Origin of the sequence: Falsihalocynthiibacter sp. BN13B15 (genome assembly GCF_041205415.1) — a bacterium.
GTDB lineage: Bacteria > Pseudomonadota > Alphaproteobacteria > Rhodobacterales > Rhodobacteraceae > Falsihalocynthiibacter > Falsihalocynthiibacter arcticus.
In genome coordinates this window covers 77,179-98,808 of the sequence record NZ_JBGFCE010000011.1, presented here as the reverse complement: position 1 = coordinate 98,808, position 21,630 = coordinate 77,179, and the positions used below count along the sequence as shown (strand labels likewise).

Sequence of the window (21,630 nt, the reverse complement as noted above, 5' to 3'; positions counted from 1 at the left end):
TATGGGTGCTCTTTGGATCGCACATGTGAAGGTAACGGATGACGTTGCTTACGGGAAATATGCGGCTCTTGCAGGACCTGCGATTGCGGACCACGGCGGGCATTTTATTGCGCGCGGCGGCGCTTATGAGCAGCTTGAGGGCAATGATCGCTCGCGCAATGTAGTGGCGAAATTTCCAAGTCTGCAGGCCGCGCATGATTGCTATCATTCCGCAGCTTATCAAGAAGCGCTGAGCCATGCACGCAATGCAAGCGAGCGCGATTTGGTGATCGTAGAAACCACCGAGTAACCTAAAAACGCAAAAGCCGCGCATTAAGCGCGGCTCATGTGAAATTATTACGCGCGCAAACAGATGTTTGCGCGCGTTTTTGTTTGGCTTAATTCGTGCGCGCGTGACGCTTGCGCTCGTGGGGGTCAAGGTGGCGTTTGCGCATACGGACGGAGCTAGGTGTAACTTCAACCAGTTCGTCGTTGTCGATATAGGCAATCGCTTCTTCCAAAGACATGCGCACAGGCGTGGTCAAACGCACCGCTTCGTCGGTTCCGCTGGCACGAACGTTTGAAAGTTTTTTCCCTTTGAGCGGGTTCACTTCCAGATCGTTTTCACGGGTGTGCTCGCCGATAATCATACCGACATAGACTTCTTCCTGAGAGCCGATGAAGAATTTTCCGCGATCTTCGAGGTTGTAAAGCGCGTAGGGAACAGACGATCCGTTTTCCATCGAAATCAACACACCAGCACGACGACCTGGGATGGCGCCTTTGTGCGGTGCCCAGCTGTGGAACACGCGGTTCATAACGCCAGTACCACGAGTATCCGTGAGGAATTCGCCGTGGTAACCGATCAGGCCACGCGCAGGAACAAGCGCAATAATGCGTGTTTTCCCGTTTGTTTGGCGCATGTCGGTCATTTCACCCTTACGCACGCCCGTGATTTTTTCAATCACAGCACCGGAGTATTCGTCGTCCACGTCGATTGTGACTTCTTCGATGGGCTCATTACGAACGCCGTCGATGTCATTGAACAAAACCTGTGGGCGCGAGATTGAAAGCTCAAAGCCTTCGCGACGCATGTTCTCGATGAGGACACCCATTTGCAATTCGCCACGACCGGCGACTTCGAAAGCGTCGCCGCCCGGAGTGTCGGTTACTTTAATCGCAACATTGCTTTCGGCTTCTTTCATCAGACGGTCGCGAATGACGCGGGACTGAACTTTTTTACCATCGCGACCAGCAAGCGGGCTGTCGTTGATGCCAAAGGTTACAGTGATCGTTGGGGGATCAATCGGCTGGGCAGGGATCGCAACCGTAACGGACGCATCACACAATGTATCGGCCACGGTGGCTTTGCTCATGCCTGCGATGGAAACGATGTCGCCTGCGACAGCTTCGTCGATGGGCTGTTGGCCAAGGCCACGGAACGCAAGGATCTTGGTTGCGCGGAATTGTTCGATTTTTGTGCCATCGCCGGAAAGCGCAACAATTGCGTCGCCGGTTTTAAGCGTACCTGTTTCCACGCGGCCCGTAAGAATACGGCCAAGGAAAGGGTCGGCACCCAAGGTTGTTGCCAGCATCGAGAAGGCGAGGCCTGCATTGGCTTGTTGTGCGGGAGCTTCGACATGCTCAACGATTTTGTCGAACAGAGCGGAAAGGTCTTTGCGCGGACCGTCGAGGGATTTGTCACACCAGCCGGCACGGCCAGAGGCATACAAATGCGGGAAATCGAGTTGCGCGTCGGTCGCATCAAGCGAGCCAAACAGGTCGAAAACTTCGTCAAGGGCGCGGTCAGGTTCGCCATCGGGTTTGTCGACTTTGTTGACAACAACAATTGGCTTAAGGCCCAGAGCGAGCGCTTTGGAGAGGACGAATTTCGTTTGTGGCATAGGGCCTTCAGCCGCATCCACAAGCAAAACAACGCCGTCAACCATCGACAGAATGCGCTCAACTTCGCCGCCGAAATCGGCGTGGCCGGGGGTGTCAACGATGTTGATCCGTGTGCCGCGCCATTCAACAGAGGTTGCTTTGGCAAGGATGGTGATCCCGCGTTCGCGCTCAAGGTCGTTGGAATCCATCGCGCGTTCAGACGTCGCTTGGTTTTCGCGGTAAGTACCGGATTGTTTTAGAAGCTCGTCCACCAAAGTGGTCTTGCCGTGGTCAACGTGTGCGATAATCGCGATATTGCGAAGTTCCATTGGAGCCTGCCTTTAAAGATGAGTTGCGCGCGACGTAACCCGCCTTGCGTCAAAAGGCCACCCCTAAAGCGAAAGGTGGCAAAATACGCGGCGGATTATTGCGAAATAATGATGTGGAACGAGTACCCCCGCCGAAGCGGGGGCGCAAGTGCAATAAAGCTGGAAGCCTAAAGGGCGGCTTGCAGGTTCGCGTCAACTTTCTCAAGGAAGCCCATTGTTGTGAGCCAGCTTTGGTTTGGTCCGACAAGCAGGGCGAGATCTTTGGTCATGTGGCCGCTTTCAACGGTGTCTATGACCACTTTCTCAAGCGTTTCCGCGAAGGCCACCAGCTGTGCATTGTCATCGAGCTTGGCGCGGTGTTTCAAACCACCCGTCCATGCGTAAATCGACGCGATGGAATTGGTCGAGGTTGCTTCGCCCTTTTCGTGCTGACGGAAGTGACGCGTCACTGTGCCGTGGGCCGCTTCTGCTTCGACGATTTTGCCATCAGGCGTCATTAACTTGCTAGCCATTAGGCCGAGCGAGCCAAAGCCTTGCGCCACGGTGTCGGACTGCACGTCGCCGTCATAATTCTTACAAGCCCAAACAAAACCGCCGTTCCATTTCATCGCACAGGCGACCATGTCGTCGATCAAACGGTGCTCGTAGTAAATGCCTGCTTTTTTGAAATCCGCTTCGAATTCTTCCTCATAGACCTGTTGGAATAGGTCGAGGAAGCGCCCGTCATAGGCCTTGAGGATGGTGTTTTTCGTCGAGAGATACACGGGCCAACCCAGTTGCAGACCATAGTTGAGCGATGCGCGGGCGAAATCTATGATTGAGGAGTCAAGATTGTACATGCCCATGGCCACACCCGCGGCAGGCGCGTCATAAACGTCGCGTTCAATAACAGTGCCGTCGTCGCCGACGAATTTCATCGTCAGTTTACCTTTGCCCGGAAAGCGGAAATCGGTGGCTTTGTACTGATCGCCAAATGCGTGACGGCCAATGACGATGGGCTTTGTCCAGCCGGGAACAAGGCGCGGCACGTTTTTGCAAATGATCGGTTGGCGAAACACAACGCCACCCAGAATGTTGCGGATCGTGCCGTTGGGGGAGCGCCACATTTCCTTCAGGCCAAATTCCTCAACCCGCGCTTCGTCGGGGGTGATGGTCGCGCATTTGACGCCAACGCCATATTTCTTGATCGCTTCGGCAGAGTCGATCGTGATTTGGTCATTGGTGTCGTCCCGCGACATGATGCCCAAATCATAATATTTGAGATCAATATCGAGGTAGGGCAGGATCAACTTGTCTTTGATGAATTGCCAAATTATGCGGGTCATTTCGTCGCCGTCGAGTTCGACAACGGGATTTTCCACCTTGATTTTGGTCATGGGAGGCCTCTTGGTTAGGTGAGTCGGATTTGTGCCGCTTGTAGCTCAAATTTGGGGAAAGTCAAAGTGTGTATACTATTGTATACATATTTCAAAAACAAACGGCGACCCTAGCTTTGAAAACCATTAAGTCGCTATACTAGTCTTGAGTGACGAAGAAGTGTTCAACGCGGGCGCGGATATAAGTCCAAACCGTCGGCGCGCCGCGCGCGACTTTTGTGCCAACGCGTGCGTCGATTTGATCCAAAGTGACGTTATATTCGCGCCATGAACCGCCACCGGATGCCATATTCAGCGCCAGCGGCTGCACACGGTCGATGGATTTCCCAAAGATTGCGTCGGGTGTTTCGGCGGCTTCAAATTCATCCCACAACGCACGGAATTCAAGCGCCTGAGCGACGGGTAAAAGGGCAAAAATTCGATCTGCGGCCAACTTCTCCTTGGCCTCTTGCTCGGCGGCATCAAAATCACCGTGAATGGGGGTATCGCCCGCATCAATCTCGACCAGATCATGCAGAAGTAGCATTTTGACGACACGATTAATGTTCACGTCAGGGGCCGCATGCTCTGCAAGGACCATAGCATAAAGGGCGACGTGCCAACTGTGTTCACCAGAATTCTCAGGTCGGGAATCGTCGTGGATCGGTGTCGCACGCAGGATATTTTTCAGGCGATCGGCTTCTTCGAGAAAAGCGAACTGTTGGGCGAGAGACGAGGTATGCTTCATCAGGAACTAGGCCTTTTTGCCTCTTTGGCAAAATTCGAAAGGGTTTCAGTCAAAAACGCACGCCCACGCCGTTCCGCAAGGCGGATGCGGATCGACGTTAGGAAGGTTTCTTCAAGCGTCGCTGAGCTTTCACTCAGAACTTTCGCCACTTCCCTATAGTATTCGTTTTGACCCATCCTGTCGCCCGCATCAAGTGCGTCACGGGCGAGTTCGTCTGCGAGATCATCAAGAACACCCATGATTAACGGGTGTTCTCAGTTAAACGACGGCGTACATATGTGTCCACATGGCCGATCATCGTGTCCATATGTGGCTCTTCAAAGAAGTGGCCGGACCCTTCAAGTTCGGTATGGGTAATTGTGATGCCTTTTTGCTCGTGTAATTTGTCCACAAGCGCGCGTGTATCCGCAGGCGGTGCGACGCGGTCGGCGGTGCCGTTGATAATCAGGCCAGACGCGGGGCAGGGTGCAAGAAAGCTGAAGTCATACATATTCGCGGGGGGCGACGCGGAAATGAATCCGGTGATCTCAGGGCGACGCATCAAAAGCTGCATGCCAATCCACGCACCAAAGCTAAAGCCAGCAACCCAGCAATGTTTGGCGTTCGGGTTCATTGATTGTAAATAATCCAACGCACTCGCGGCATCCGACAACTCGCCGATCCCTTGATCATACTCGCCTTGGCTGCGGCCCACGCCGCGAAAATTGAACCGCAACACGGTAAAGCCCATTTTATAAAAGGCGTAGTGCATGTTGTAGACAACTTTGTTGTTCATCGTGCCGCCAAACTGCGGATGCGGATGCAAAATGATTGCAATCGGCGCGTCCTTTGGTCTTTGCGGGTGGTAACGGCCTTCGAGGCGGCCTTCGGGGCCGGGAAAAATTACTTCGGGCATGAGGGGTCCCTGTCTCTTTCTATTGCGTTTGATCTAAATTGCTCTGGCAATCTTGACGGAAAGCCTCAGGTAATTTAGAACAATTCTAACTATGGGGTCGATAGCGACCAAACGATCTTGTCTGACCTAAGGTGCGTACTGCCTTTCGTCAATGAAATACCGATTTTTGAGGCCAATCCGAGGTGAAGATATCGGAAACTGTTTGAAAAAGGGCGCTGTAACCCGAATTGCGGCTAGGAGAGACCAATGAAATTGAGCACAAAAGGGCGTTACGCCATGGTTGCCCTCACGGACTTGGCGTTGCAACCTGAAGGGAAGCCGACGTCACTGGGCGAGATTTCGCGTCGCCAAGACATTTCCCTCCCTTATTTGGAGCAGCTTTTCGTGCGTTTGCGCCGCGCGGAGCTTGTGGTTTCGGTGCGCGGTCCTGGGGGCGGGTATCGCTTGGCGCGCAGTGCTGACGCCATTCGCGTGTCCGAGATTTTTGGTGCGGTGGATGAAACGGTATCTGCGATGCATAAAGGGGCGGGAGCCAGTGGTGGCGCGTCTGGTAGTCGTGCGCAGAGTTTGACCAACCGGCTGTGGGAAGGTCTGAGCGCCAACGTCTATGTGTTTTTACACCAAACACGTCTTTCTGATGTGATTGAGAATGGGGTGATCCCCTGTCCGGCGGTTCCGAACCTTCTTGAAGTCGTTGACGACGAGTAGGCGAGAAAATGCGGCACCTCAGAGTATATTTGGATTGGAATGCAACCGCGCCCCTCAGGCAGGAGGCGCGTGACTCGATGATTGCGGCGATGGATGTGGTCGGAAATCCGTCGAGCGTGCACTCAGAAGGGCGCGTGGCCAAGGCATTGGTCGAGCGCGCCCGCGCACAGGTGGCGGACCTCGCAGGCTGTGATCCGCAGGATATTGCCTTCACAAGTTCGGCGACCGAAGCCGCTCAAATGTGGTTTGCGGGAAAATCAGACCTAACGGGCGCTGAAATTGAACACGATGCGGTGATTGCACAAATTGAAGCGTGCGCGGGTTCTGAAATTATTCCTGTGGACCCCGATGGTCAGATTATTTGGGACAAAAACGCGCCGCTGAGTACCTTGCAAGTCGCCAATTCCGAGACAGGTGTTTTGCAATCTGCGGTCAAGCGACGCCCCATCGGGATGGTTGATGCAACACAGGTGATCGGCAAGGTTCCGTTCAACTTTTCAGAGGCTTATGCGCAGGCGGCTATTTGTTCTGGGCATAAGTTCGGAGGGCCGAAGGGGGCCGCGGCTTTGATTCTGGGTAAGGGTGTCGAGATCGAAAACGCGCTTGGGGGTGGCCAAGAAATGGGCCGCCGTTCGGGCACCGAGAATGTGATCGGACTCGCCGGATTTGGGGCGGCTGCACAGGCCGCAAAACGGGATTTGGACGCTGGAATTTGGGCGGAAATTGACAAACTTAGAAACATTCTAGAAAAAGCACTGGCAGAATCTGTGAAAGAGACTATTTTTGTCGGGAATAGGAGCGCGCGGCTTCCGAATACAAGTTGTTTCCTCACACCCGGTTGGAAGGGGGAAACGCAAGTGATGCAGATGGATCTTGCAGGGTTTGCCGTTTCGGCTGGCTCGGCGTGTTCGTCGGGAAAAGTCCGTGCGAGCCGAGTTCTTCGGGCGATGGGATTTAGCGATCAAGAGGCCTCGTGTGCTTTACGCGTTTCCATCGGGCCGAACACAACCGAGGATCAAGTGCTGCGTTTTGCGGAAGCTTGGACCGCAGCATACAAGCGCCACGCGGCGCGCAGATAAGGCCCTTTTGGGTGGAAATTCGCCCTCGGGCATAGGAAGTTAGGAGGTCCATTTTGGATCAGGTTAAAGTCAAAGACGGTGTAGAAGTTGAGACCGTTGACGCGGTAAATTCGCTAGCGGGCACATATAAACACGGCTGGAACACTGAAATTGAGATGGAATACGCTCCTAAAGGCGTGAACCCTGATATTGTGAAGTTGATTTCCAGCAAGAACGATGAGCCGGAATGGATGACCGAATGGCGCCTTAACGCGTTTGCGCGTTGGGAAAACCTGACAGAGCCGAAATGGGCGATGGTAAACTATCACGACATCGACTTCCAAGATATCTACTATTACGCGCGTCCAAAAAGCATGGAAGAAAAGCCAAAGTCCTTGGATGATGTCGATCCTAAGCTTCTGGAAACATACAAGAAGCTTGGTATTCCCTTGAAAGAGCAAGCGCTTCTTGCCGGTGTTGAAGCGCCAGAAGGCGAGCGCAAAGTTGCCGTTGATGCGGTGTTTGACTCGGTGTCCTTGGGCACAACTTTTCAGAAAGACCTTGAAAAAGTCGGTGTAATTTTCTGCTCGATTTCCGAAGCGATCAAAAAATACCCTGATTTGGTAAAGAAGTATTTGGGATCGGTTGTGCCGGTTTCGGACAACTTCTATGCGACGCTTAATAGCGCCGTTTTCTCGGACGGTTCGTTCGTTTACGTGCCTCCCGGCGTGCGCTGCCCGATGGAATTGTCCACATATTTCCGGATTAATGCCGAGAATACCGGCCAGTTTGAGCGCACATTGATTATTGCCGACAAAGGCAGCTATGTGAGCTATTTGGAAGGTTGCACCGCCCCCAAACGCGATGTCGCACAGCTTCACGCGGCCGTCGTTGAAATCATCATCGAAGAAGACGCCGAAGTTAAGTATTCCACGGTCCAAAACTGGTATCCAGGCGATGAAAACGGCGTTGGCGGTATTTACAACTTCGTAACGAAACGTGCGGATTGCCGCGGCGATCGTGCGAAAATTATGTGGACACAGGTTGAAACCGGTTCTGCGGTAACCTGGAAATACCCATCCTGCATTCTGCGCGGCAACGAGAGCCAAGGCGAGTTTTACTCCATCGCGATTGCCAACAACTATCAGCAAGCTGATACGGGCACGAAAATGGTGCACCTCGGGCGCGATACGAAATCACGGATCGTTTCTAAGGGCATTTCTGCAGGTAGGGCACAAAATACTTATCGCGGTCTTGTGTCGATGCACCCCAAGGCGAAAAATAGCCGGAATTTCACCCAATGTGACAGCCTGTTGATTGGCGACAAATGCGGGGCGCACACGGTTCCGTATATTGAAGTCAAAAACAACTCGAGCCGCGTTGAACACGAGGCGACCACCAGCAAAGTTGACGACGATCAACTCTTTTATTGTCGCCAACGGGGCATCGGCGAAGAAGACGCGGTTGCGCTTGTGGTCAATGGCTTCTGTAAAGATGTGCTTCAGGCCCTCCCGATGGAATTTGCGATGGAAGCACAGGCTTTGGTTGCGATCTCGCTTGAAGGCTCGGTTGGATGACCCTCGTATTTCGGCGCCATTCTTTTGGCGCCGTCGCTCCTAATTTAAACACTGCAATTTTGGCAGATTGAAGACTGATCCTTCGGTTTTCCGCCATCTCCTGCAATACTTGAAATGAGAATAAAATGTTAGAAATCAAAAACCTGCACGTCAAGCTTGAAGAAGAAGATAAGCAAATCCTTAAGGGTGTGAATCTCTCGATTGGCAAAGGTGAAGTCCACGCGATTATGGGGCCCAACGGCTCGGGGAAATCGACCACTTCCTATGTTTTGGCGGGTCGCGACGGCTATGTTGTGACTGAAGGCTCGATTGAAGTTGAAGGCAAGGATATGCTCGAACTTGATCCCGAAGAACGCGCCGCAGCGGGTGTTTTCCTTGCGTTTCAATATCCAGTGGAAATTCCGGGCGTAGGGAACATGACCTTCCTGCGCACAGCCGTGAACTCACAACGCAAAGCGCGCGGCGAAGAAGAACTGACCGCTGGGGAGTTCCTAAAAGAAGTTCGCATTCAAGCAAAAGCCCTCAAGATCGACGCAGAGATGCTGAAACGTCCCGTCAACGTTGGCTTCTCTGGTGGCGAGAAAAAGCGCAACGAAATTCTGCAAATGGCGATGCTGGCTCCTAAACTTTGTGTCCTCGACGAGACAGATTCTGGCCTTGATGTTGATGCGATGAAACTTGTGGCCGAGGGTGTAAACGCCCTTCGCGACGGCGAGCGCAGCTTCCTTGTGATCACCCACTATCAACGCCTTCTGGACCACATTGTACCCGACGTTGTTCACATCATGTCCAATGGTCGTATCATCAAATCAGGCGGCCCAGAATTGGCGCTTGAAGTTGAGAATAACGGCTACGCTGATCTTCGAGAGGAGGCCGAATAATGGCATTGGCCGCAAAAGTAGAAAGCGCTTTAGAGACCCGCCTTTCAGGTATCTCGGATGTGCTTCATGGATTTAGCAAAAGCGCGCGTGAAGCGGCTGTGGCGCGGGTGCGTTCCACAGGACTTCCTGTACGGCGGGACGAATATTGGAAATACACACGGCCCGATGCGTTTGTGAGCGTCGACGTTGCGCCCACAGGTCGTTTGAACCGTGATCCAAGCCCGTTTGCTTCGTTAAAACCCCTCACGCTAGTGTTCACGGACGGTATTTTTGATGCTGAGGCTAGCGACGATTTGGCGGGCGAAAACCTGACCATCGACCTTCTCTCCGCAAATACTGATATCCATTGGGCAGACGGGATTTACGGCGCGCTTGAGATTGCGGGCCAAACGCCCGTTGCGCGTCCTTTGGCAGCGCTTAATACGGCGATTGCACCCCAAGGCGCGCTTATTCGTGCCACTGGAATTGTCACGCGCCCCGTACAAATCAGCTATACTGCGAATGACGCAGAGGCCGTTTTGCACCATGTTATCAAGGTCGACGCTGGCGCAAGCCTGACGCTTTTGGAGACAGGAACAGCAGGGACGCGCAGCAATATCGTCACTGAAGTTGAAATTGGCGAAGATGCAGCATTCGATCATATCCGTCTTCAAGGGCGTGACCATGAGCGCACCTTGTTGAGCCATATCTTCGTGCGGATGGCTGCAAAATCCAGCCTCAAAAGCTTCACCCTGTCTGCCAACGGTGCGATGACGCGCAATGAATGCATCATCGAAATCATCGGCGACGAAGCCTCCGCACATGTGGGCGGGGCGGCAATGGGCGACGGCGCTGATTTCCACCAAGATGACACGATTTTCATTACCCATGATGCAGTAAATTGCGAGAGCCGTCAGGTTTTCAAAAAGGTGCTGCGCAACGGTGCGACGGGTGTTTTTCAAGGCAAGATCCTTGTGAAGGCCGGGGCACAGAAAACGGACGGCTATCAGATCAGCAAAGCGCTTTTGTTGGATGATGACGCACAGTTCTATGCCAAGCCAGAGCTTGAAATCTACGCGGATGATGTGGCCTGTTCGCACGGCTCCACAACGGGTGCGATTGACGACGAAGCTCTGTTTTACTTGCGGTCGCGTGGTATTCCATCCCGTCAGGCGCAGGAACTTCTGGTCTTGGCATTCTTGGCCGAAGCCTTGGAAGAAATCGCGCATGTTGGCGCGCGTGAAGTCGTGCAAGAGCAGCTAGAGCTCTGGCTGCGCAATCTGGAAGGCTAGCTGTGTCGCTGACCCGCGATATGATCGGCAGCTATCGTGCGCCGTCGCGCGCCTTTGCGCGGCAGTTGCGCGAAGGCGTCAGTGAATCGCGGGTTTTGGCGTATTTGATGATTGCTGTTGTGGTGATTTTCATTGCGCAACTGCCGCGATTGGCGCGCGAAACCTATCTTGATCCGTCGATTGAATTTGATGCGCGCGTTGGCGCGGCGATCCTTGGCTGGTTGTTTTTCATGCCGCTAGCTCTTTATGCTATCAGTTTTGTCGTCGTAATTTTGCAAAAGCTCATCCGCATGCAGGCCCATGGTTTCACCACCCGCATGGCGCTTTTTTGGGCGTTGCTAGTGTCGACTCCCGTGTGGCTGTTGCAAGGCTTGGTGGCTGGCCTTATTGGTAACGGTCCTGCGTTAACATCGGTTAATATCGTGTTAGCGGTTGTTTTTTTCGGAATGTTTGGTTTTTGTCTGCGGGCTGCAGCAACCTATTTAGGAGCGCTGGAAACGTGACCCGCATAGATATTCAAAACCTGCTCCTCCTGTTAGCGACCAAGCCTCGCGTGGGAATGCGGGTCGTCCTTGATCTCGGAATTCAGGGCAGGGTGCTTGTCCAACTGGCGGCACTCGTGTCTGTTTTGACTGGCATTATGGGCTTTGTTGTCACCCTTATTGCACCCGTTGCAGAAGGCGTGGTCGCGCCCACTCCCACTGGGTATGTCATTGTTGCGGCTTCCAATATCGTGCTGTCCACGATCCTGTTTTATTGGGCGGGACGAACCGTGGAGGGGACAGGCACGTTGCAAGATATAGCAATGGCAATGATCGCCCATCAAGGTTTTATGATGCTGCTGCCGCTCATTATTGCCCTCGCCTCGACCATCAGCCCAACTCTAAGCGGCATGACGCTTCTCATTGGTCTTCCATATCTCCTTTATCTTATGGCGGGCTTCCTCGCAGAAGCCCATAAATTGCGCAGCACTGGTATGGCGTTCCTATTGATTGTCGGTGTCCTTTTTGTTTTGTCGCTTGTTCTCATTTTCTTCGTTTCCCTGTTTGGGATCGTGCCGGCTTAAGGTTTGGACTTCACTATGTATGATATCGAAAAAATTCGTTCCGACTTCCCAATTCTTTCGCGGGAGGTGAATGGTAAACCGTTGGTTTACCTCGACAACGGCGCTTCGGCCCAAAAGCCGCAAGTGGTTATCGACACAATTGCAAACGCCTATTCGCATGAATATTCCAATGTTCACCGTGGTTTACACTATCTTTCTAATCTCGCGACCGACAAATATGAAGCCGTGCGTGGCAAAGTCGCACAGTTTTTGAATGCGCCGTCTGAGGACCACATCGTGTTCACCTCAGGCACGACCGAGGCCATCAATATGGTCTCTTATGCCTGGGCCGCGCCGCGTATGGAGGCGGGTGACGAGATCATTTTGTCGATCATGGAGCACCACGCCAACATCGTCCCGTGGCATTTTCTGCGCGAGCGGTTGGGGGTCAAACTCGTTTGGGTGGAAACCGATGAGACGGGGGACCTAGACCCTCAGGCTGTCCTTGATGCCATTACACCCCGCACAAAACTTATCGCAGTCACGCAGGTTTCCAATGTTTTGGGGACAGTTGTGGACGTCAAAGCGATCACCAAAGGTGCCCATGAAAAAGGCGTTCCTGTGCTCGTCGATGGCTCGCAAGGGGCCGTGCATGCGCCAGTTGATGTCCAAGATATCGGCTGTGATTTCTATGCAATTACTGGCCACAAGCTATATGGCCCGTCGGGTTGTGGAGCGATTTATATTCGCCCCGAACGTATGGCTGAAATGCGCCCCTTCCTTGGCGGCGGCGATATGATCCGCGAGGTTTCGCGCGACTGTGTGAGTTACAACGATCCACCTATGAAGTTCGAGGCTGGGACCCCTGCGATTGTGCCAATCATTGGGTTTGGCGCGGCTCTGGACTATCTCATGGACATTGGCATGGACAATATTGCCGCGCACGAAGCCAAACTTCGCGATTATGCGAATCTAAAGTTTGACGGGCTTAACTGGCTGACAATCCAAGGAAATTCCGCGTCCAAGGCGGCAATTTTCTCGATGACACTCGCGGGCGCGGCACATGCACATGACGTCTCGACGGTTCTTGATAAAAAAGGCGTTGCTGTGCGCGCTGGCCACCATTGTGCCCAACCACTTATGGCCTTTCTCGGCGTGACTGCCACCGCGCGCGCAAGTTTTGGTATGTACAACACCGTCGAAGAAGTTGACGCCCTTATCGATGCGCTCGAACTTTGCCACGACCTTTTGGGCTAAAAGATTGACGGTTCAGAGAGCTGGTTTTCCGAAATTCACTCAATCGAAAAAGCCAGAGATTTTCGATTGCAGGGCGCGCATCAATGGCCTATGTAAACGCAAGGCGCACCCGTAGCTCAGCTGGATAGAGCGCTGCCCTCCGAAGGCAGAGGCCACTGGTTCGAATCCAGTCGGGTGCACCATATAAATAAGGGGTTTATTGCTCTTTTCGCAACCCCAAAAACTGATAGTTACGTTTAAGCTTTAACGTTTCGTTATTTCTTATGCTCCACAGCACCCAATGCAGACACCATAAAATCGCTCGAATGGTGGCCGTAAACCTTCCGTATCGTCTCGGCGCTGGTGGCAAAGTATCCGGCGCAGTCCCAAACGGTCGCGCCATTGTGTAGCGCCTAGGTTATCGACGTATGTTTCAACATGTGAGGCATCACGTGATAGGCCAGCTTAGACGGCTAGGCGAAGTATGGAGCCAGATCGAGGGCGTACAGCATTGAGGGCGGTACAATTAGGCAGATTGTTGGAGTCATGGCCGATGAAAGCTTTGGCGGTGTGGTTTTTTTTGTGGTCCAGACATAAGATCATCGTGCTGTTAACTTGTTCAGCGTCGAATTCCCTACACCAAATCTGATGAAACTTGAGGCGTGGTTGCGATGCACACTGCATCACGCCGAAACGCGTCTGTGTCTCGTCGCCATGCATAGGCAAAGATTGTTCGAACGGGTCCGGAAATAAACTAGGGCAAGTGCAGGTTGTTGGGCGTGGGTTGCCCTTCGGTGGACGTGATCAAAAAAACTACAAAGCTTCCAACGCAAGCAAAGGCTACACCGATTTTATTGCGGATATCGATTTGGAGTTCCGCATTGCTTTCCAGTACGATGGATGGCTTATAGCATCTGTGCTTAGGAATAAAAGCTGTCGCCCGCTAACGCCATGAGGAGAAAGCGGGCGACAATATTGTTTTGGCTAGCCCAAGACTGTTTTCACAGCCCGCGCCGTTGCCGCAACAACGGTGTCGGCTTCTTCGCGGCTAAGGCAGAATGGCGGTGCGAACCCTAGGATATCGCCTTGGGGCATCGCGCGCGCAATCACCTTGTCTTGTTCCAACAAGGTTGCCGATATTTGCGGACCGATTTTATCAGCCGCATCAAAGTACGTGCGGCTGTCCTTGTCTTTCACAAACTCGACCGCACAGAGCATTCCTTCGCCGCGCACGTCGCCAACATTGGCATGCCCAGACAGGGCTTCTTGCATCGACTTTTTCAAGTATGCGCCGATGGTGCCGGCGTTTTCGATCAGGTTCAGGTCATCAATCAGCTTGAGGTTTGCCACACCCGCAGCAGCTCCAATCGGGTGCGCAGAATAGGTCCAACCGTGTCCGATTGCGCCGTTCTCATCCGTGCCTTGCTCCAGAACTTTCCACACTTTGTCAGAGATGATCGAGCCAGAGAGGGGGGCGTAAGCCGAAGTCAGGCCTTTAGCGATGGTGATAATATCGGATTCCATCCCGTAGTGATCCGAGCCAAACATGGTCCCTAAACGGCCAAATCCAGTGACAACTTCATCGGCTACAAGCAGAATGTCATGCTTGCGCAAAACGGCTTGGATCGCAGCCCAATAGCCTTCTGGTGGTGGAACAATGCCACCGGTTCCCAGTATCGGTTCGCCAATGAAGGCTGCAATGGTATCCGCACCTTCACGTTCAATCTGTGCCTCCAATGCGGCCACGCAATGAGCCACAAACTCGGCTTCGCTTTGATCGAGATTGTCGCGGCGGAAGTAATACGGTGCTTCAGTGTGGATGACCTGCGACATGGGCAAATCGAATTTCTTGTGGAACAGGTCCAACCCCGTCAGCGATCCGGTCACAAGGCCCGATCCGTGGTAGCCGCGCCAGCGCGAGATGATTTTTTTCTTCTCGGGACGTCCAAGGATGTTGTTGTAATACCAGATCAATTTGACATTGGTTTCATTCGCGTCCGAGCCGCCCAAGCCGAAATAAACCTTGGACATATTCGAAGGGGCGCGATCAAGGATCATTTTGGAAAGCGTGATCGAAGCTTCGGTGCCATGGCCAACATAAGAGTGGTAATAGGCCAACTCGCGCGCCTGATCCGCAATGGCTTCGGCGATTTCCTGACGGCCATAGCCGACGTTCACACAGTAAAGCCCCGCAAACGCGTCGAGCATTTTGTTGCCGTCACGGTCTTCGATATAGACGCCTGAGGCGGTCTTGATCACGCGTGTTGGTGTTTCGCCGCGCGCGTGTTGTGCAAGATGTGTGGAGGGGTGAAAAAAGTTTTCCCGATCCCATTGCCCGAGTGTATCATTAGTCAGCATTTTAGTTTCTCCTCACGCCCAATTTCGGCATATGTATTTGATTTCGGTGAATTCTTCCATCCCCAATCGGGCGCCTTCGCGGCCCAATCCGGATTGTTTTGTGCCCCCAAACGGGATAGGGGCTCCTGTGACTTGGGTGCGGTTGACCGCCACCATGCCAAATTGTAATGCGCGGCTGACGCGATAAATTCGCCGCGGATCGTCGCTGTGCAGGTACGCAACCAGCCCATATTCGGTATCATTGGCGCGGGCCACCACCTCGTCTTCGGTCTCAAACGGCAATATCGCGGCAACGGGGCCAAAGGTTTCCTCGCGCAGGATCAGCGCATCGGCAGGCACATCCACCAGCACTGTTGGCTCGTAAAACAGCGGCCCTAAGACGTGGCGTTTGCCACCGCAAGCCAGCTTTGCACCTTTGGCGAGCGCATCGGCGACGTGCTCTTCCTGCTTTTGTACGGCCTTTTCGTTCATCAAGGGGCCAATGTCACAGTCATCCATGCCGATGCCAATGGTCATCGCTTTCGTCGCCGCCGTAAATCCCTCGCAAAATTCCGCATAGACGGATCGTTCAACATAGATACGGTTGGCGCCGAGGCAATCCTGTCCCGAGGTTGAGAATTTGGCCTTGATCGTCTCCTCCACAGCCGTTTTCATATCGGCTCCTTTGAACACGATGACGGGCGCGTGGCCGCCCAGTTCCATCACCAGTTTTTTCACCGTGTCGGCGGATTGCCGGTACAGCAATCGTCCAATTTCGGTTGATCCAGTAAAGGACAGCGCGCGCACGCGGGTGTCTTTTGTCCAAGGCTCCACAACCGTGGCCGCTTGGCCCGTTACGACGTTGAAAACGCCCGCCGGTATGCCCGCACGTTCGGCAAGTTCGGCCAAGGCCAGCGCGGAAAATGGCGTCTCACCAGAGGGGTGCGCTACAACGGTACAACCAACGGCCATGGCCGCTGCCGCCTTGCGAGTCAGCATGGCACAGGGGAAATTCCACGGCGTGATCAGGGCTGCGACGCCAACGGGTTCCAGCCAAACTTCGACTTCGGCCCCTTGCAGGTGGCTGGTTACGCCCTCGATATTGGGGCGCTTGGCCTCTTCTGCATAGAACTCGATAAAGGAAGCGCCATAGTTGATTTCGCCACGGGCTTCGGACAAGGGTTTGCCTTGCTCCAGAACGATAATGCGCGCGAGGTCCTCTTTGTGCTCGATCAACAAATCAAACCAACGCCGCAAAATCACCGAACGCTCTTGGGGTAACAGGCCCGACCACTGAGGAAACGCCTGCTGCGCGGCATCCACGGCACGCGCGGAATCATCCCCACTTAGCGAGGCAACGTCCCCTAGAAACGCTCCACTGGAGGGATCGGTTACGCAAAAGGTCTCGCCAGACTCCGCCGCGCACCATTTCCCATTGATATACGAAAAGCTGCGGACAAGCGCTTTGTCCTTAATTTCTGAGCGAGCGGAAAGGGCAGTTTTGGTCACGGGCGTTCCTCCTTCTGTTTCGCCACAAGCATGCAGGTTTGCCACAGAAGAAGTGACCAAAGTTTGAAGGGGCTACAGTTGAATTCTCTGCCAGTCGGACGCTATTCTTGCGAAAATAGCGCGGCCAAGGGGGGGATGCCCGTTCCCTTGACCGGTTTGGTTACAAAATAGGTGAAATACTGTGACAACCCGATGCGCGATTCCAGCATGGCATCAATCAACCGTTGATAGGAGTCGATGTCGCGCGTCACGATCTGAAGCAGGTAATCATGCCCCCCTCCAAGCGCCCAACAGCCGACAACTTCGTCATGGGTCTGGACCGCCGCTTCAAAGGCCTGAAAGCTGGCGGCCGTGTGGTCCGCGATCTGTGCCGCCACAAAAACCGTCACATGCGGCCCGAGTTTTTTAAGATTAATCTGGGCGCGGTAGCCATCAATTAACCCCGCCTTTTCCAGCTTTCTTAGGCGGTCCCAACAGGGAGTCGGTGACAGGCCGATGCGTTCCGCCAGAGCCGCTTTGGTGATCCGCCCCTCTTGCGACAGTATCCGCAAGATTTCCAGATCGCGATGATCAAGCTGCACGAGTATTCTCCGCTTTAGGTACACTGACATCCACGCCAATGACGGCCACGCAGTCGCCAGATTTAACCAATCCGGGAAAGTGCCGGCTGATCAGGATGCCGCCACGGCCCGCGCGATATTGCGTGGGCGCTATCCCCGTGCGATCGACGGGCCAAACTCGGGCCACGACATCGCCCTTGCTAACGATTTCGCCGAGATCGACAACAGGTTCGTGCATTCCGTCGGCCTCGCTAAAGATGAAGCAATCCCCATCCGGCACGTCGAGTTTTATGGTCGGGGCGATCTCCATCTCGCCTTGCAAAATACCATAATAAATCAGGATGTTGCGCAGACCTTTTTTAGCAATTGCATTGGATTTGGCCGAGGAAGACCCACCGCCCCCAAGCTCGGTCGAGACCAAAACTTTGCCCATATCTTCGACTGCAGTGTCATACATTCCCGCGTTGTCGATCTCCAAAAGCTGGACCGAATAGGGCGCGTTAAAGGCGTCCATTGCGGCAAAACAGGCGGCTTCATTTGCCTTGTCGTCCTGAATATGGGCGGCGGCAAAGGGCACAAAATCGAGGGTTCGACCACCGGAATGGAAATCAACCGCGACATCCGCAAGCGGCAGCAATGTGCGCTGAAAGTAATCAGCGATCTTTTCTGTCGGGGTGCCGTTGGGCCGCCCTGGAAAGGAGCGGTTCATGTTGCCCTTATCGATGGGCGAGGTGCGGGTACCCGCGCGAAAGGCAGGAAAATTGAACGCAGGCACAATGATGACACGACCCGAAACTTGCGCGGCGGTAAGCGTGACCGCCAATTCCTGCAAAGCAATCGGTCCCTCGTATTCATCGCCGTGATTTGCCCCCGTCAACAAGGCGGTTGGACCACTGCCATTTTGGATCACCGAAATCGGGATCATGATCGACCCCCACGCGCTGTCATCGCGGCTATAGGGGAGGCGCAGAAAGCCATGGTGGACGCCATCAGCATCCAATGGAATGGTCGCCGTGATTGGGTTTTTGATCATGGCCTAGTCCTTCACCAACATTTTGCGCGGTACATTCGACAGGCATTCAGGGCCATTCGCGCCGATGCGGATACTCTCGGTGATTTCAAAGCCCCAATCGTCCATCCACAAGCCTGTCATGAAGTGAAACGTCATGTTTTCCTCCAGAACCGTCTTGTCTCCGGGGCGCAACGACATGGTACGCTCGCCCCAATCAGGCGGGTAGGAAAGGCCGATGGGATAGCCCGTGCGGTTGTCTTTCACGATCCCGTATTTATTGAGCACAGCGAAAAAGGCCAGCGCAATATCCTCGCAAGTGTTGCCCGCGCGCGCCTTCTCAAGTCCCGCATCCATCCCCTCAAGTACGGCTTTTTCCGCGTCCAAAAACGTCTGGGTCGGCTTTCCTAGAAACACGGTGCGCGACAGCGGGCAGTGATAACGATGCGCAACCCCCGCAATCTCAAAAAACGTGCCTTCGCCGCTTTTCATCGGCGCATCATCCCACGTCAGGTGTGGCGCGGCGGCGTCTGGTCCGGACGGCAGTAGGGGCACAATCGCGGGATAGTCGCCGCCAAACCCCGCAACCTCGTCATAGCGCAAGGCCGCATCATAGATATCCGCGACCAGATCACATTTGCGCAACCCCGGTTCCACCTTGTCGAAAATCCGCTGGTGCATCTTTTCAACGATCTTGCCCGCTTGCCGCATATACCCCAATTCGGCCTCTGATTTCACGGCGCGTTGCCAGTTGACTAAAGCGTTGGCATCCACAAATTGCGCGTTGGGCATATGGGTTTGCAGTGCGCCATAGGCGGCGGCGGTGAAATAGTAGTTGTCCATCTCAACCCCCACACGCCCCTTGGCCAACCCACGATCCGCAAGTTGCGCCGACAGGTAATCCATCGGATGGCGCTCGGTCGATTGCACATAGTGATCGGGATAGCCGATGATGTTTTCAGGTGCCATAAAACAGGTCCGCAAAGCGCCTTTGCCATCCTGTCCGCGACCGAACCAAATCGGGTCGCCACTCAGGGGGACAACCACACATTGGTGGACATAAAACGACCAGCCGTCATAACCCGTCAGCCAGTTCATATTGGAGGGATCGGTCACGATCAGAAGGTCCAAATTGCGCTGAACCATTTCGGCGCGTGTCTTGCGAATGCGCTGCTGGAATTCGTCTTTCGAGAAGTAGAGTTTTGGGGGTGTCATAATGTAACTCCTTGAAAAGTCAGCTGTGAATTGTCGTTCCGGCATCTGCTGCACCGGCGCGCTCATAAGCCAGCGTGGCAATTGCTGTGTCCTGAACACCGGTGCCGGTCAGGTCGACAATCGTGATGTCAGAGGCCAATTGGCGGCCTGCTTTCTGGCCTGCGATAATCTCACCCAATTCGGGATAGCTGTTGGGATTTGTGACAGAGCCTGCGGCAATCGCAGGCCGCAACTCGCCTTGTTTGATCGACTGCGAGCGGCGGTCACAGATAAACAACGTCGCGGCGGGGATCACGTCTTGCGCCAGTTCGGTTTTGTAATCCGCGTCGGCGCCAACGGCGGTGATATGCTGGCCCGTACGCAGCATGTTGGCGTGAATTAGGGGCGTGCCCGATGGCGTGGTGGAGACCACGATATCGGCGGCCGTCATCACATCGGCGATGCTGCCGACGGTGACTTCAATCCCCAAACGCGCAGCGCAATCGCGGGCGCATGCGGCCGCTTTCTCTGCGTCACGGCCCCATATAATCGCCCGCTCAATCCCGCGTACCAATGTTAGCGCTTCCAGTTGCAGACGCGCTTGCGTGCCACTGCCCAGAATGCCCGCAACTTTGCTGTCCGCGCGCGACAGATGTTTGGCCGCAACCGCGCCCGCCGCCGCCGTGCGCACATCCGTCAGATAGCCGTTGTCCAGCAAAACAGCTTTGACAATGCCCGTGGTGGCGTCAAACAACACCATCAAGCCGTTCAAGCTGGGCAGACCCAATTTTGGGTTGTCGAAAAAACCCGGACTCATCTTGATCGCAAAGCTGTCGATCCCGGGCACATAGGCGGTTTTCACATCGACTTCGCCGTTATGTTCCGGCACGTGAAAGCTCAGGATCGGGGGCATCACCACGTCTTTGGTCGCCAACAGGTGAAACGCCTGTTCGATACAACTCACCGCATTCGCATCCAAAGAAATTGCGCGGCGTAGGTCGGCTTCAGTCAGGATTTTGATATCAGGCATCGGGGCCTCCTGTGTTTTGCGGCTTGGCAGAGACATCCACGTCCTCGCCATCAATCAGACGTTTATGCAGCGCCATATCAATGTTTTGGCCGCTGATCAGGGAAACGCAGGTGCCCGGATTGGTGATTTTGCCCGCCAAAAGTGCAGCAATACCCACGCTGCCAGAGCCTTCGATGACCTGTCGTTCCTCCCAATAGGCATGGCGGATTGCCGCCGCGATTTCGGCCTCTGTCACCAGCACCACATCGTCCACCAGATCGCGGGTCATTGCGAAAGTATAGGCATTTTCCAGCCCGATACCGCCCCCAAGAGAGTCCGCAAGCGTTGGTTTTTCTTCAACAAATATCGGCTTTCCCGCCTTAAGGCATTCATACATTGCCGCGCCGTGTTCCATCGAGATACCGACGACACGGATGGCCGGATTGACCGCCTTCATCACCATCGCCATGCCCGAAATCAAACCGCCACCCGAAAGCGGCACAAGCACGGTTTGCAGGTCCGGTGCCTGTTCCAGCATTTCCAACGCCACGGTGCTTTGCCCTGCGATAATATCGAGGTGATCAAAGGGCGGCAGCATGGTCATGCCTTCAGCGACCAACCGGTCCACTTCGACCTGCGCGTCATCCTGACTACGCCCGACAATGCGCACTTCGGCCCCGTGGGATTTGATGCCATCCACCTTGTTTTGCGGCACCAGTTCGGACATGCAGATGATACAGCGTACCCCAGCCTGCGCCGCCGCATAGGCCAATCCGCGTCCGTGATTGCCCGTGGATACGCCCACAATGCCCGCGTCTTTTTGAGCCTGCGAAAGCGATCGCACGGCATTGGTGGCTCCGCGTAGCTTGAAGCTGCCGGTGATTTGGGTTTGCTCTAGCTTGAGCGAAATATCCGCTGCGCAAAGCGCACTGAGTGAAGGGGAGGCGACCAGCGGCGTCTGCCTAATGCCGCTCGCGATCCGTTGGCGCGCGGCAAAACTGTCTTGGAGCGTGATGTGCGATGTCATTATTCGTACTTCCGTTTCG

21 protein-coding genes and 1 tRNA gene are annotated in these 21,630 nt (G+C 54.3%); 10 read left to right on the top strand and 12 right to left on the bottom strand.

Annotated elements, in window-relative coordinates; translation table 11 throughout:
* The first annotated feature begins 1 nt into the window (after position 1).
* A complete protein-coding gene (locus AB9F26_RS16810; RefSeq protein WP_335584470.1) occupies positions 2 to 289 on the top strand; it encodes a DUF1330 domain-containing protein in 288 nt (95 codons plus the stop codon).
* Positions 290 to 377: 88 nt separating this feature from the next.
* Here AB9F26_RS16810 and typA read toward each other — a convergent pair whose 3' ends face one another.
* From typA to AB9F26_RS16785, 5 genes are all read right to left on the bottom strand, one after another.
* Positions 378 to 2,192, bottom strand: a complete 1,815-nt coding sequence (typA, locus tag AB9F26_RS16805; RefSeq protein ID WP_039000814.1) for a translational GTPase TypA — start codon at positions 2,190 to 2,192, stop codon at positions 378 to 380.
* Positions 2,193 to 2,359: 167 nt separating this feature from the next.
* Entirely contained in the window at positions 2,360 to 3,568 is a 1,209-nt protein-coding gene (locus tag AB9F26_RS16800; RefSeq protein ID WP_335584471.1) for an NADP-dependent isocitrate dehydrogenase, read from the bottom strand.
* 139 nt (positions 3,569 to 3,707) lie between these two features.
* The gene (locus AB9F26_RS16795) at positions 3,708 to 4,295 is read right to left on the bottom strand and encodes an HD domain-containing protein (RefSeq protein WP_335584472.1); all 588 of its coding nucleotides are present in this window, start codon (positions 4,293 to 4,295) and stop codon (positions 3,708 to 3,710) included.
* A complete protein-coding gene (locus tag AB9F26_RS16790) occupies positions 4,295 to 4,534 on the bottom strand; it encodes a hypothetical protein (RefSeq protein ID WP_335584473.1) in 240 nt (79 codons plus the stop codon). Before AB9F26_RS16790 ends, AB9F26_RS16795 begins: the two co-directional genes overlap by 1 nt.
* Before the next feature lie 2 nt (positions 4,535 to 4,536).
* Positions 4,537 to 5,190, bottom strand: a complete 654-nt coding sequence (locus AB9F26_RS16785; RefSeq protein WP_039000809.1) for an alpha/beta hydrolase — start codon at positions 5,188 to 5,190, stop codon at positions 4,537 to 4,539.
* 246 nt (positions 5,191 to 5,436) lie between these two features.
* On the opposite strand from AB9F26_RS16785, the gene AB9F26_RS16780 reads away from it, so the two are divergent.
* From AB9F26_RS16780 to AB9F26_RS16740, 9 genes are all read left to right on the top strand, one after another.
* Positions 5,437 to 5,898, top strand: a complete 462-nt coding sequence (locus AB9F26_RS16780) for an Rrf2 family transcriptional regulator (RefSeq protein ID WP_039000808.1) — start codon at positions 5,437 to 5,439, stop codon at positions 5,896 to 5,898.
* 8 nt (positions 5,899 to 5,906) lie between these two features.
* Positions 5,907 to 6,977: a cysteine desulfurase family protein gene (locus tag AB9F26_RS16775; protein ID WP_369768534.1), complete on the top strand. Its 1,071-nt coding sequence runs from the start codon at positions 5,907 to 5,909 to the stop codon at positions 6,975 to 6,977.
* Positions 6,978 to 7,027: 50 nt separating this feature from the next.
* On the top strand, positions 7,028 to 8,533 hold the full coding sequence (sufB, locus tag AB9F26_RS16770; RefSeq protein ID WP_039000806.1) for a Fe-S cluster assembly protein SufB: 1,506 nt from the start codon (positions 7,028 to 7,030) through the stop codon (positions 8,531 to 8,533).
* Positions 8,534 to 8,658: 125 nt separating this feature from the next.
* Complete coding sequence (gene sufC, locus AB9F26_RS16765) at positions 8,659 to 9,414, top strand: Fe-S cluster assembly ATPase SufC (RefSeq protein ID WP_335584476.1); 756 nt, start codon at positions 8,659 to 8,661, stop codon at positions 9,412 to 9,414.
* On the top strand, positions 9,414 to 10,685 hold the full coding sequence (sufD, locus tag AB9F26_RS16760) for a Fe-S cluster assembly protein SufD (protein ID WP_369757742.1): 1,272 nt from the start codon (positions 9,414 to 9,416) through the stop codon (positions 10,683 to 10,685). Before sufC ends, sufD begins: the two co-directional genes overlap by 1 nt.
* A 2-nt stretch (positions 10,686 to 10,687) precedes the next feature.
* Complete coding sequence (locus tag AB9F26_RS16755; RefSeq protein ID WP_335584478.1) at positions 10,688 to 11,188, top strand: YIP1 family protein; 501 nt, start codon at positions 10,688 to 10,690, stop codon at positions 11,186 to 11,188.
* Positions 11,185 to 11,751: a YIP1 family protein gene (locus tag AB9F26_RS16750; protein ID WP_335584479.1), complete on the top strand. Its 567-nt coding sequence runs from the start codon at positions 11,185 to 11,187 to the stop codon at positions 11,749 to 11,751. Before AB9F26_RS16755 ends, AB9F26_RS16750 begins: the two co-directional genes overlap by 4 nt.
* Before the next feature lie 15 nt (positions 11,752 to 11,766).
* Complete coding sequence (locus AB9F26_RS16745) at positions 11,767 to 12,987, top strand: cysteine desulfurase (RefSeq protein ID WP_369768533.1); 1,221 nt, start codon at positions 11,767 to 11,769, stop codon at positions 12,985 to 12,987.
* Between the two features lie 105 nt (positions 12,988 to 13,092).
* Positions 13,093 to 13,169 (top strand) — tRNA-Arg (locus AB9F26_RS16740).
* A gap of 781 nt (positions 13,170 to 13,950) precedes the next feature.
* On the opposite strand, the gene AB9F26_RS16735 is transcribed toward AB9F26_RS16740, so the two are convergent.
* From AB9F26_RS16735 to eutB, 7 genes are all read right to left on the bottom strand, one after another.
* Entirely contained in the window at positions 13,951 to 15,324 is a 1,374-nt protein-coding gene (locus AB9F26_RS16735; RefSeq protein ID WP_369768532.1) for an aspartate aminotransferase family protein, read from the bottom strand.
* Between the two features lie 12 nt (positions 15,325 to 15,336).
* Positions 15,337 to 16,812, bottom strand: a complete 1,476-nt coding sequence (locus AB9F26_RS16730) for an NAD-dependent succinate-semialdehyde dehydrogenase (protein WP_369754459.1) — start codon at positions 16,810 to 16,812, stop codon at positions 15,337 to 15,339.
* Between the two features lie 101 nt (positions 16,813 to 16,913).
* On the bottom strand, positions 16,914 to 17,393 hold the full coding sequence (locus AB9F26_RS16725) for an Lrp/AsnC family transcriptional regulator (protein ID WP_335584483.1): 480 nt from the start codon (positions 17,391 to 17,393) through the stop codon (positions 16,914 to 16,916).
* Entirely contained in the window at positions 17,383 to 18,405 is a 1,023-nt protein-coding gene (doeB, locus tag AB9F26_RS16720; protein WP_335584484.1) for a N(2)-acetyl-L-2,4-diaminobutanoate deacetylase DoeB, read from the bottom strand. The genes AB9F26_RS16725 and doeB overlap by 11 nt, the downstream gene beginning before the upstream one ends.
* Positions 18,406 to 18,408: 3 nt before the next feature.
* Positions 18,409 to 19,596 carry an ectoine hydrolase DoeA gene (gene doeA / locus AB9F26_RS16715; RefSeq protein ID WP_335584485.1) on the bottom strand — a complete coding sequence of 396 codons (1,188 nt, stop codon included), beginning with the start codon at positions 19,594 to 19,596 and terminating at the stop codon, positions 18,409 to 18,411.
* A 19-nt stretch (positions 19,597 to 19,615) separates the two neighbouring features.
* Positions 19,616 to 20,605 (bottom strand): cyclodeaminase, encoded by a 990-nt coding sequence (locus AB9F26_RS16710; protein WP_335584486.1) that lies wholly within the window; start codon positions 20,603 to 20,605, stop codon positions 19,616 to 19,618.
* Complete coding sequence (eutB, locus tag AB9F26_RS16705; protein ID WP_335584487.1) at positions 20,598 to 21,611, bottom strand: hydroxyectoine utilization dehydratase EutB; 1,014 nt, start codon at positions 21,609 to 21,611, stop codon at positions 20,598 to 20,600. The genes AB9F26_RS16710 and eutB overlap by 8 nt, the downstream gene beginning before the upstream one ends.
* Between the last annotated feature and the right edge of the window lie 19 nt (positions 21,612 to 21,630).

Excerpts from the sequence above, each read along its gene's own strand:
- AB9F26_RS16810 (WP_335584470.1), top strand. The coding sequence starts at position 2 with ATGGGTGCTCTTTGGATCGCACATGTGAAGGTAACGGATGACGTTGCT.
- typA (WP_039000814.1), bottom strand. The coding sequence starts at position 2,192 with ATGGAACTTCGCAATATCGCGATTATCGCACACGTTGACCACGGCAAG.
- AB9F26_RS16800 (WP_335584471.1), bottom strand. The coding sequence starts at position 3,568 with ATGACCAAAATCAAGGTGGAAAATCCCGTTGTCGAACTCGACGGCGAC.
- AB9F26_RS16795 (WP_335584472.1), bottom strand. The coding sequence starts at position 4,295 with ATGAAGCATACCTCGTCTCTCGCCCAACAGTTCGCTTTTCTCGAAGAA.
- AB9F26_RS16790 (WP_335584473.1), bottom strand. The coding sequence starts at position 4,534 with ATGGGTGTTCTTGATGATCTCGCAGACGAACTCGCCCGTGACGCACTT.
- AB9F26_RS16785 (WP_039000809.1), bottom strand. The coding sequence starts at position 5,190 with ATGCCCGAAGTAATTTTTCCCGGCCCCGAAGGCCGCCTCGAAGGCCGT.
- AB9F26_RS16780 (WP_039000808.1), top strand. The coding sequence starts at position 5,437 with ATGAAATTGAGCACAAAAGGGCGTTACGCCATGGTTGCCCTCACGGAC.
- AB9F26_RS16775 (WP_369768534.1), top strand. The coding sequence starts at position 5,907 with ATGCGGCACCTCAGAGTATATTTGGATTGGAATGCAACCGCGCCCCTC.
- sufC (WP_335584476.1), top strand. The coding sequence starts at position 8,659 with ATGTTAGAAATCAAAAACCTGCACGTCAAGCTTGAAGAAGAAGATAAG.
- sufD (WP_369757742.1), top strand. The coding sequence starts at position 9,414 with ATGGCATTGGCCGCAAAAGTAGAAAGCGCTTTAGAGACCCGCCTTTCA.
- AB9F26_RS16745 (WP_369768533.1), top strand. The coding sequence starts at position 11,767 with ATGTATGATATCGAAAAAATTCGTTCCGACTTCCCAATTCTTTCGCGG.
- AB9F26_RS16735 (WP_369768532.1), bottom strand. The coding sequence starts at position 15,324 with ATGCTGACTAATGATACACTCGGGCAATGGGATCGGGAAAACTTTTTT.
- doeB (WP_335584484.1), bottom strand. The coding sequence starts at position 18,405 with ATGATCAAAAACCCAATCACGGCGACCATTCCATTGGATGCTGATGGC.
- doeA (WP_335584485.1), bottom strand. The coding sequence starts at position 19,596 with ATGACACCCCCAAAACTCTACTTCTCGAAAGACGAATTCCAGCAGCGC.
- AB9F26_RS16710 (WP_335584486.1), bottom strand. The coding sequence starts at position 20,605 with ATGCCTGATATCAAAATCCTGACTGAAGCCGACCTACGCCGCGCAATT.
- eutB (WP_335584487.1), bottom strand. The coding sequence starts at position 21,611 with ATGACATCGCACATCACGCTCCAAGACAGTTTTGCCGCGCGCCAACGG.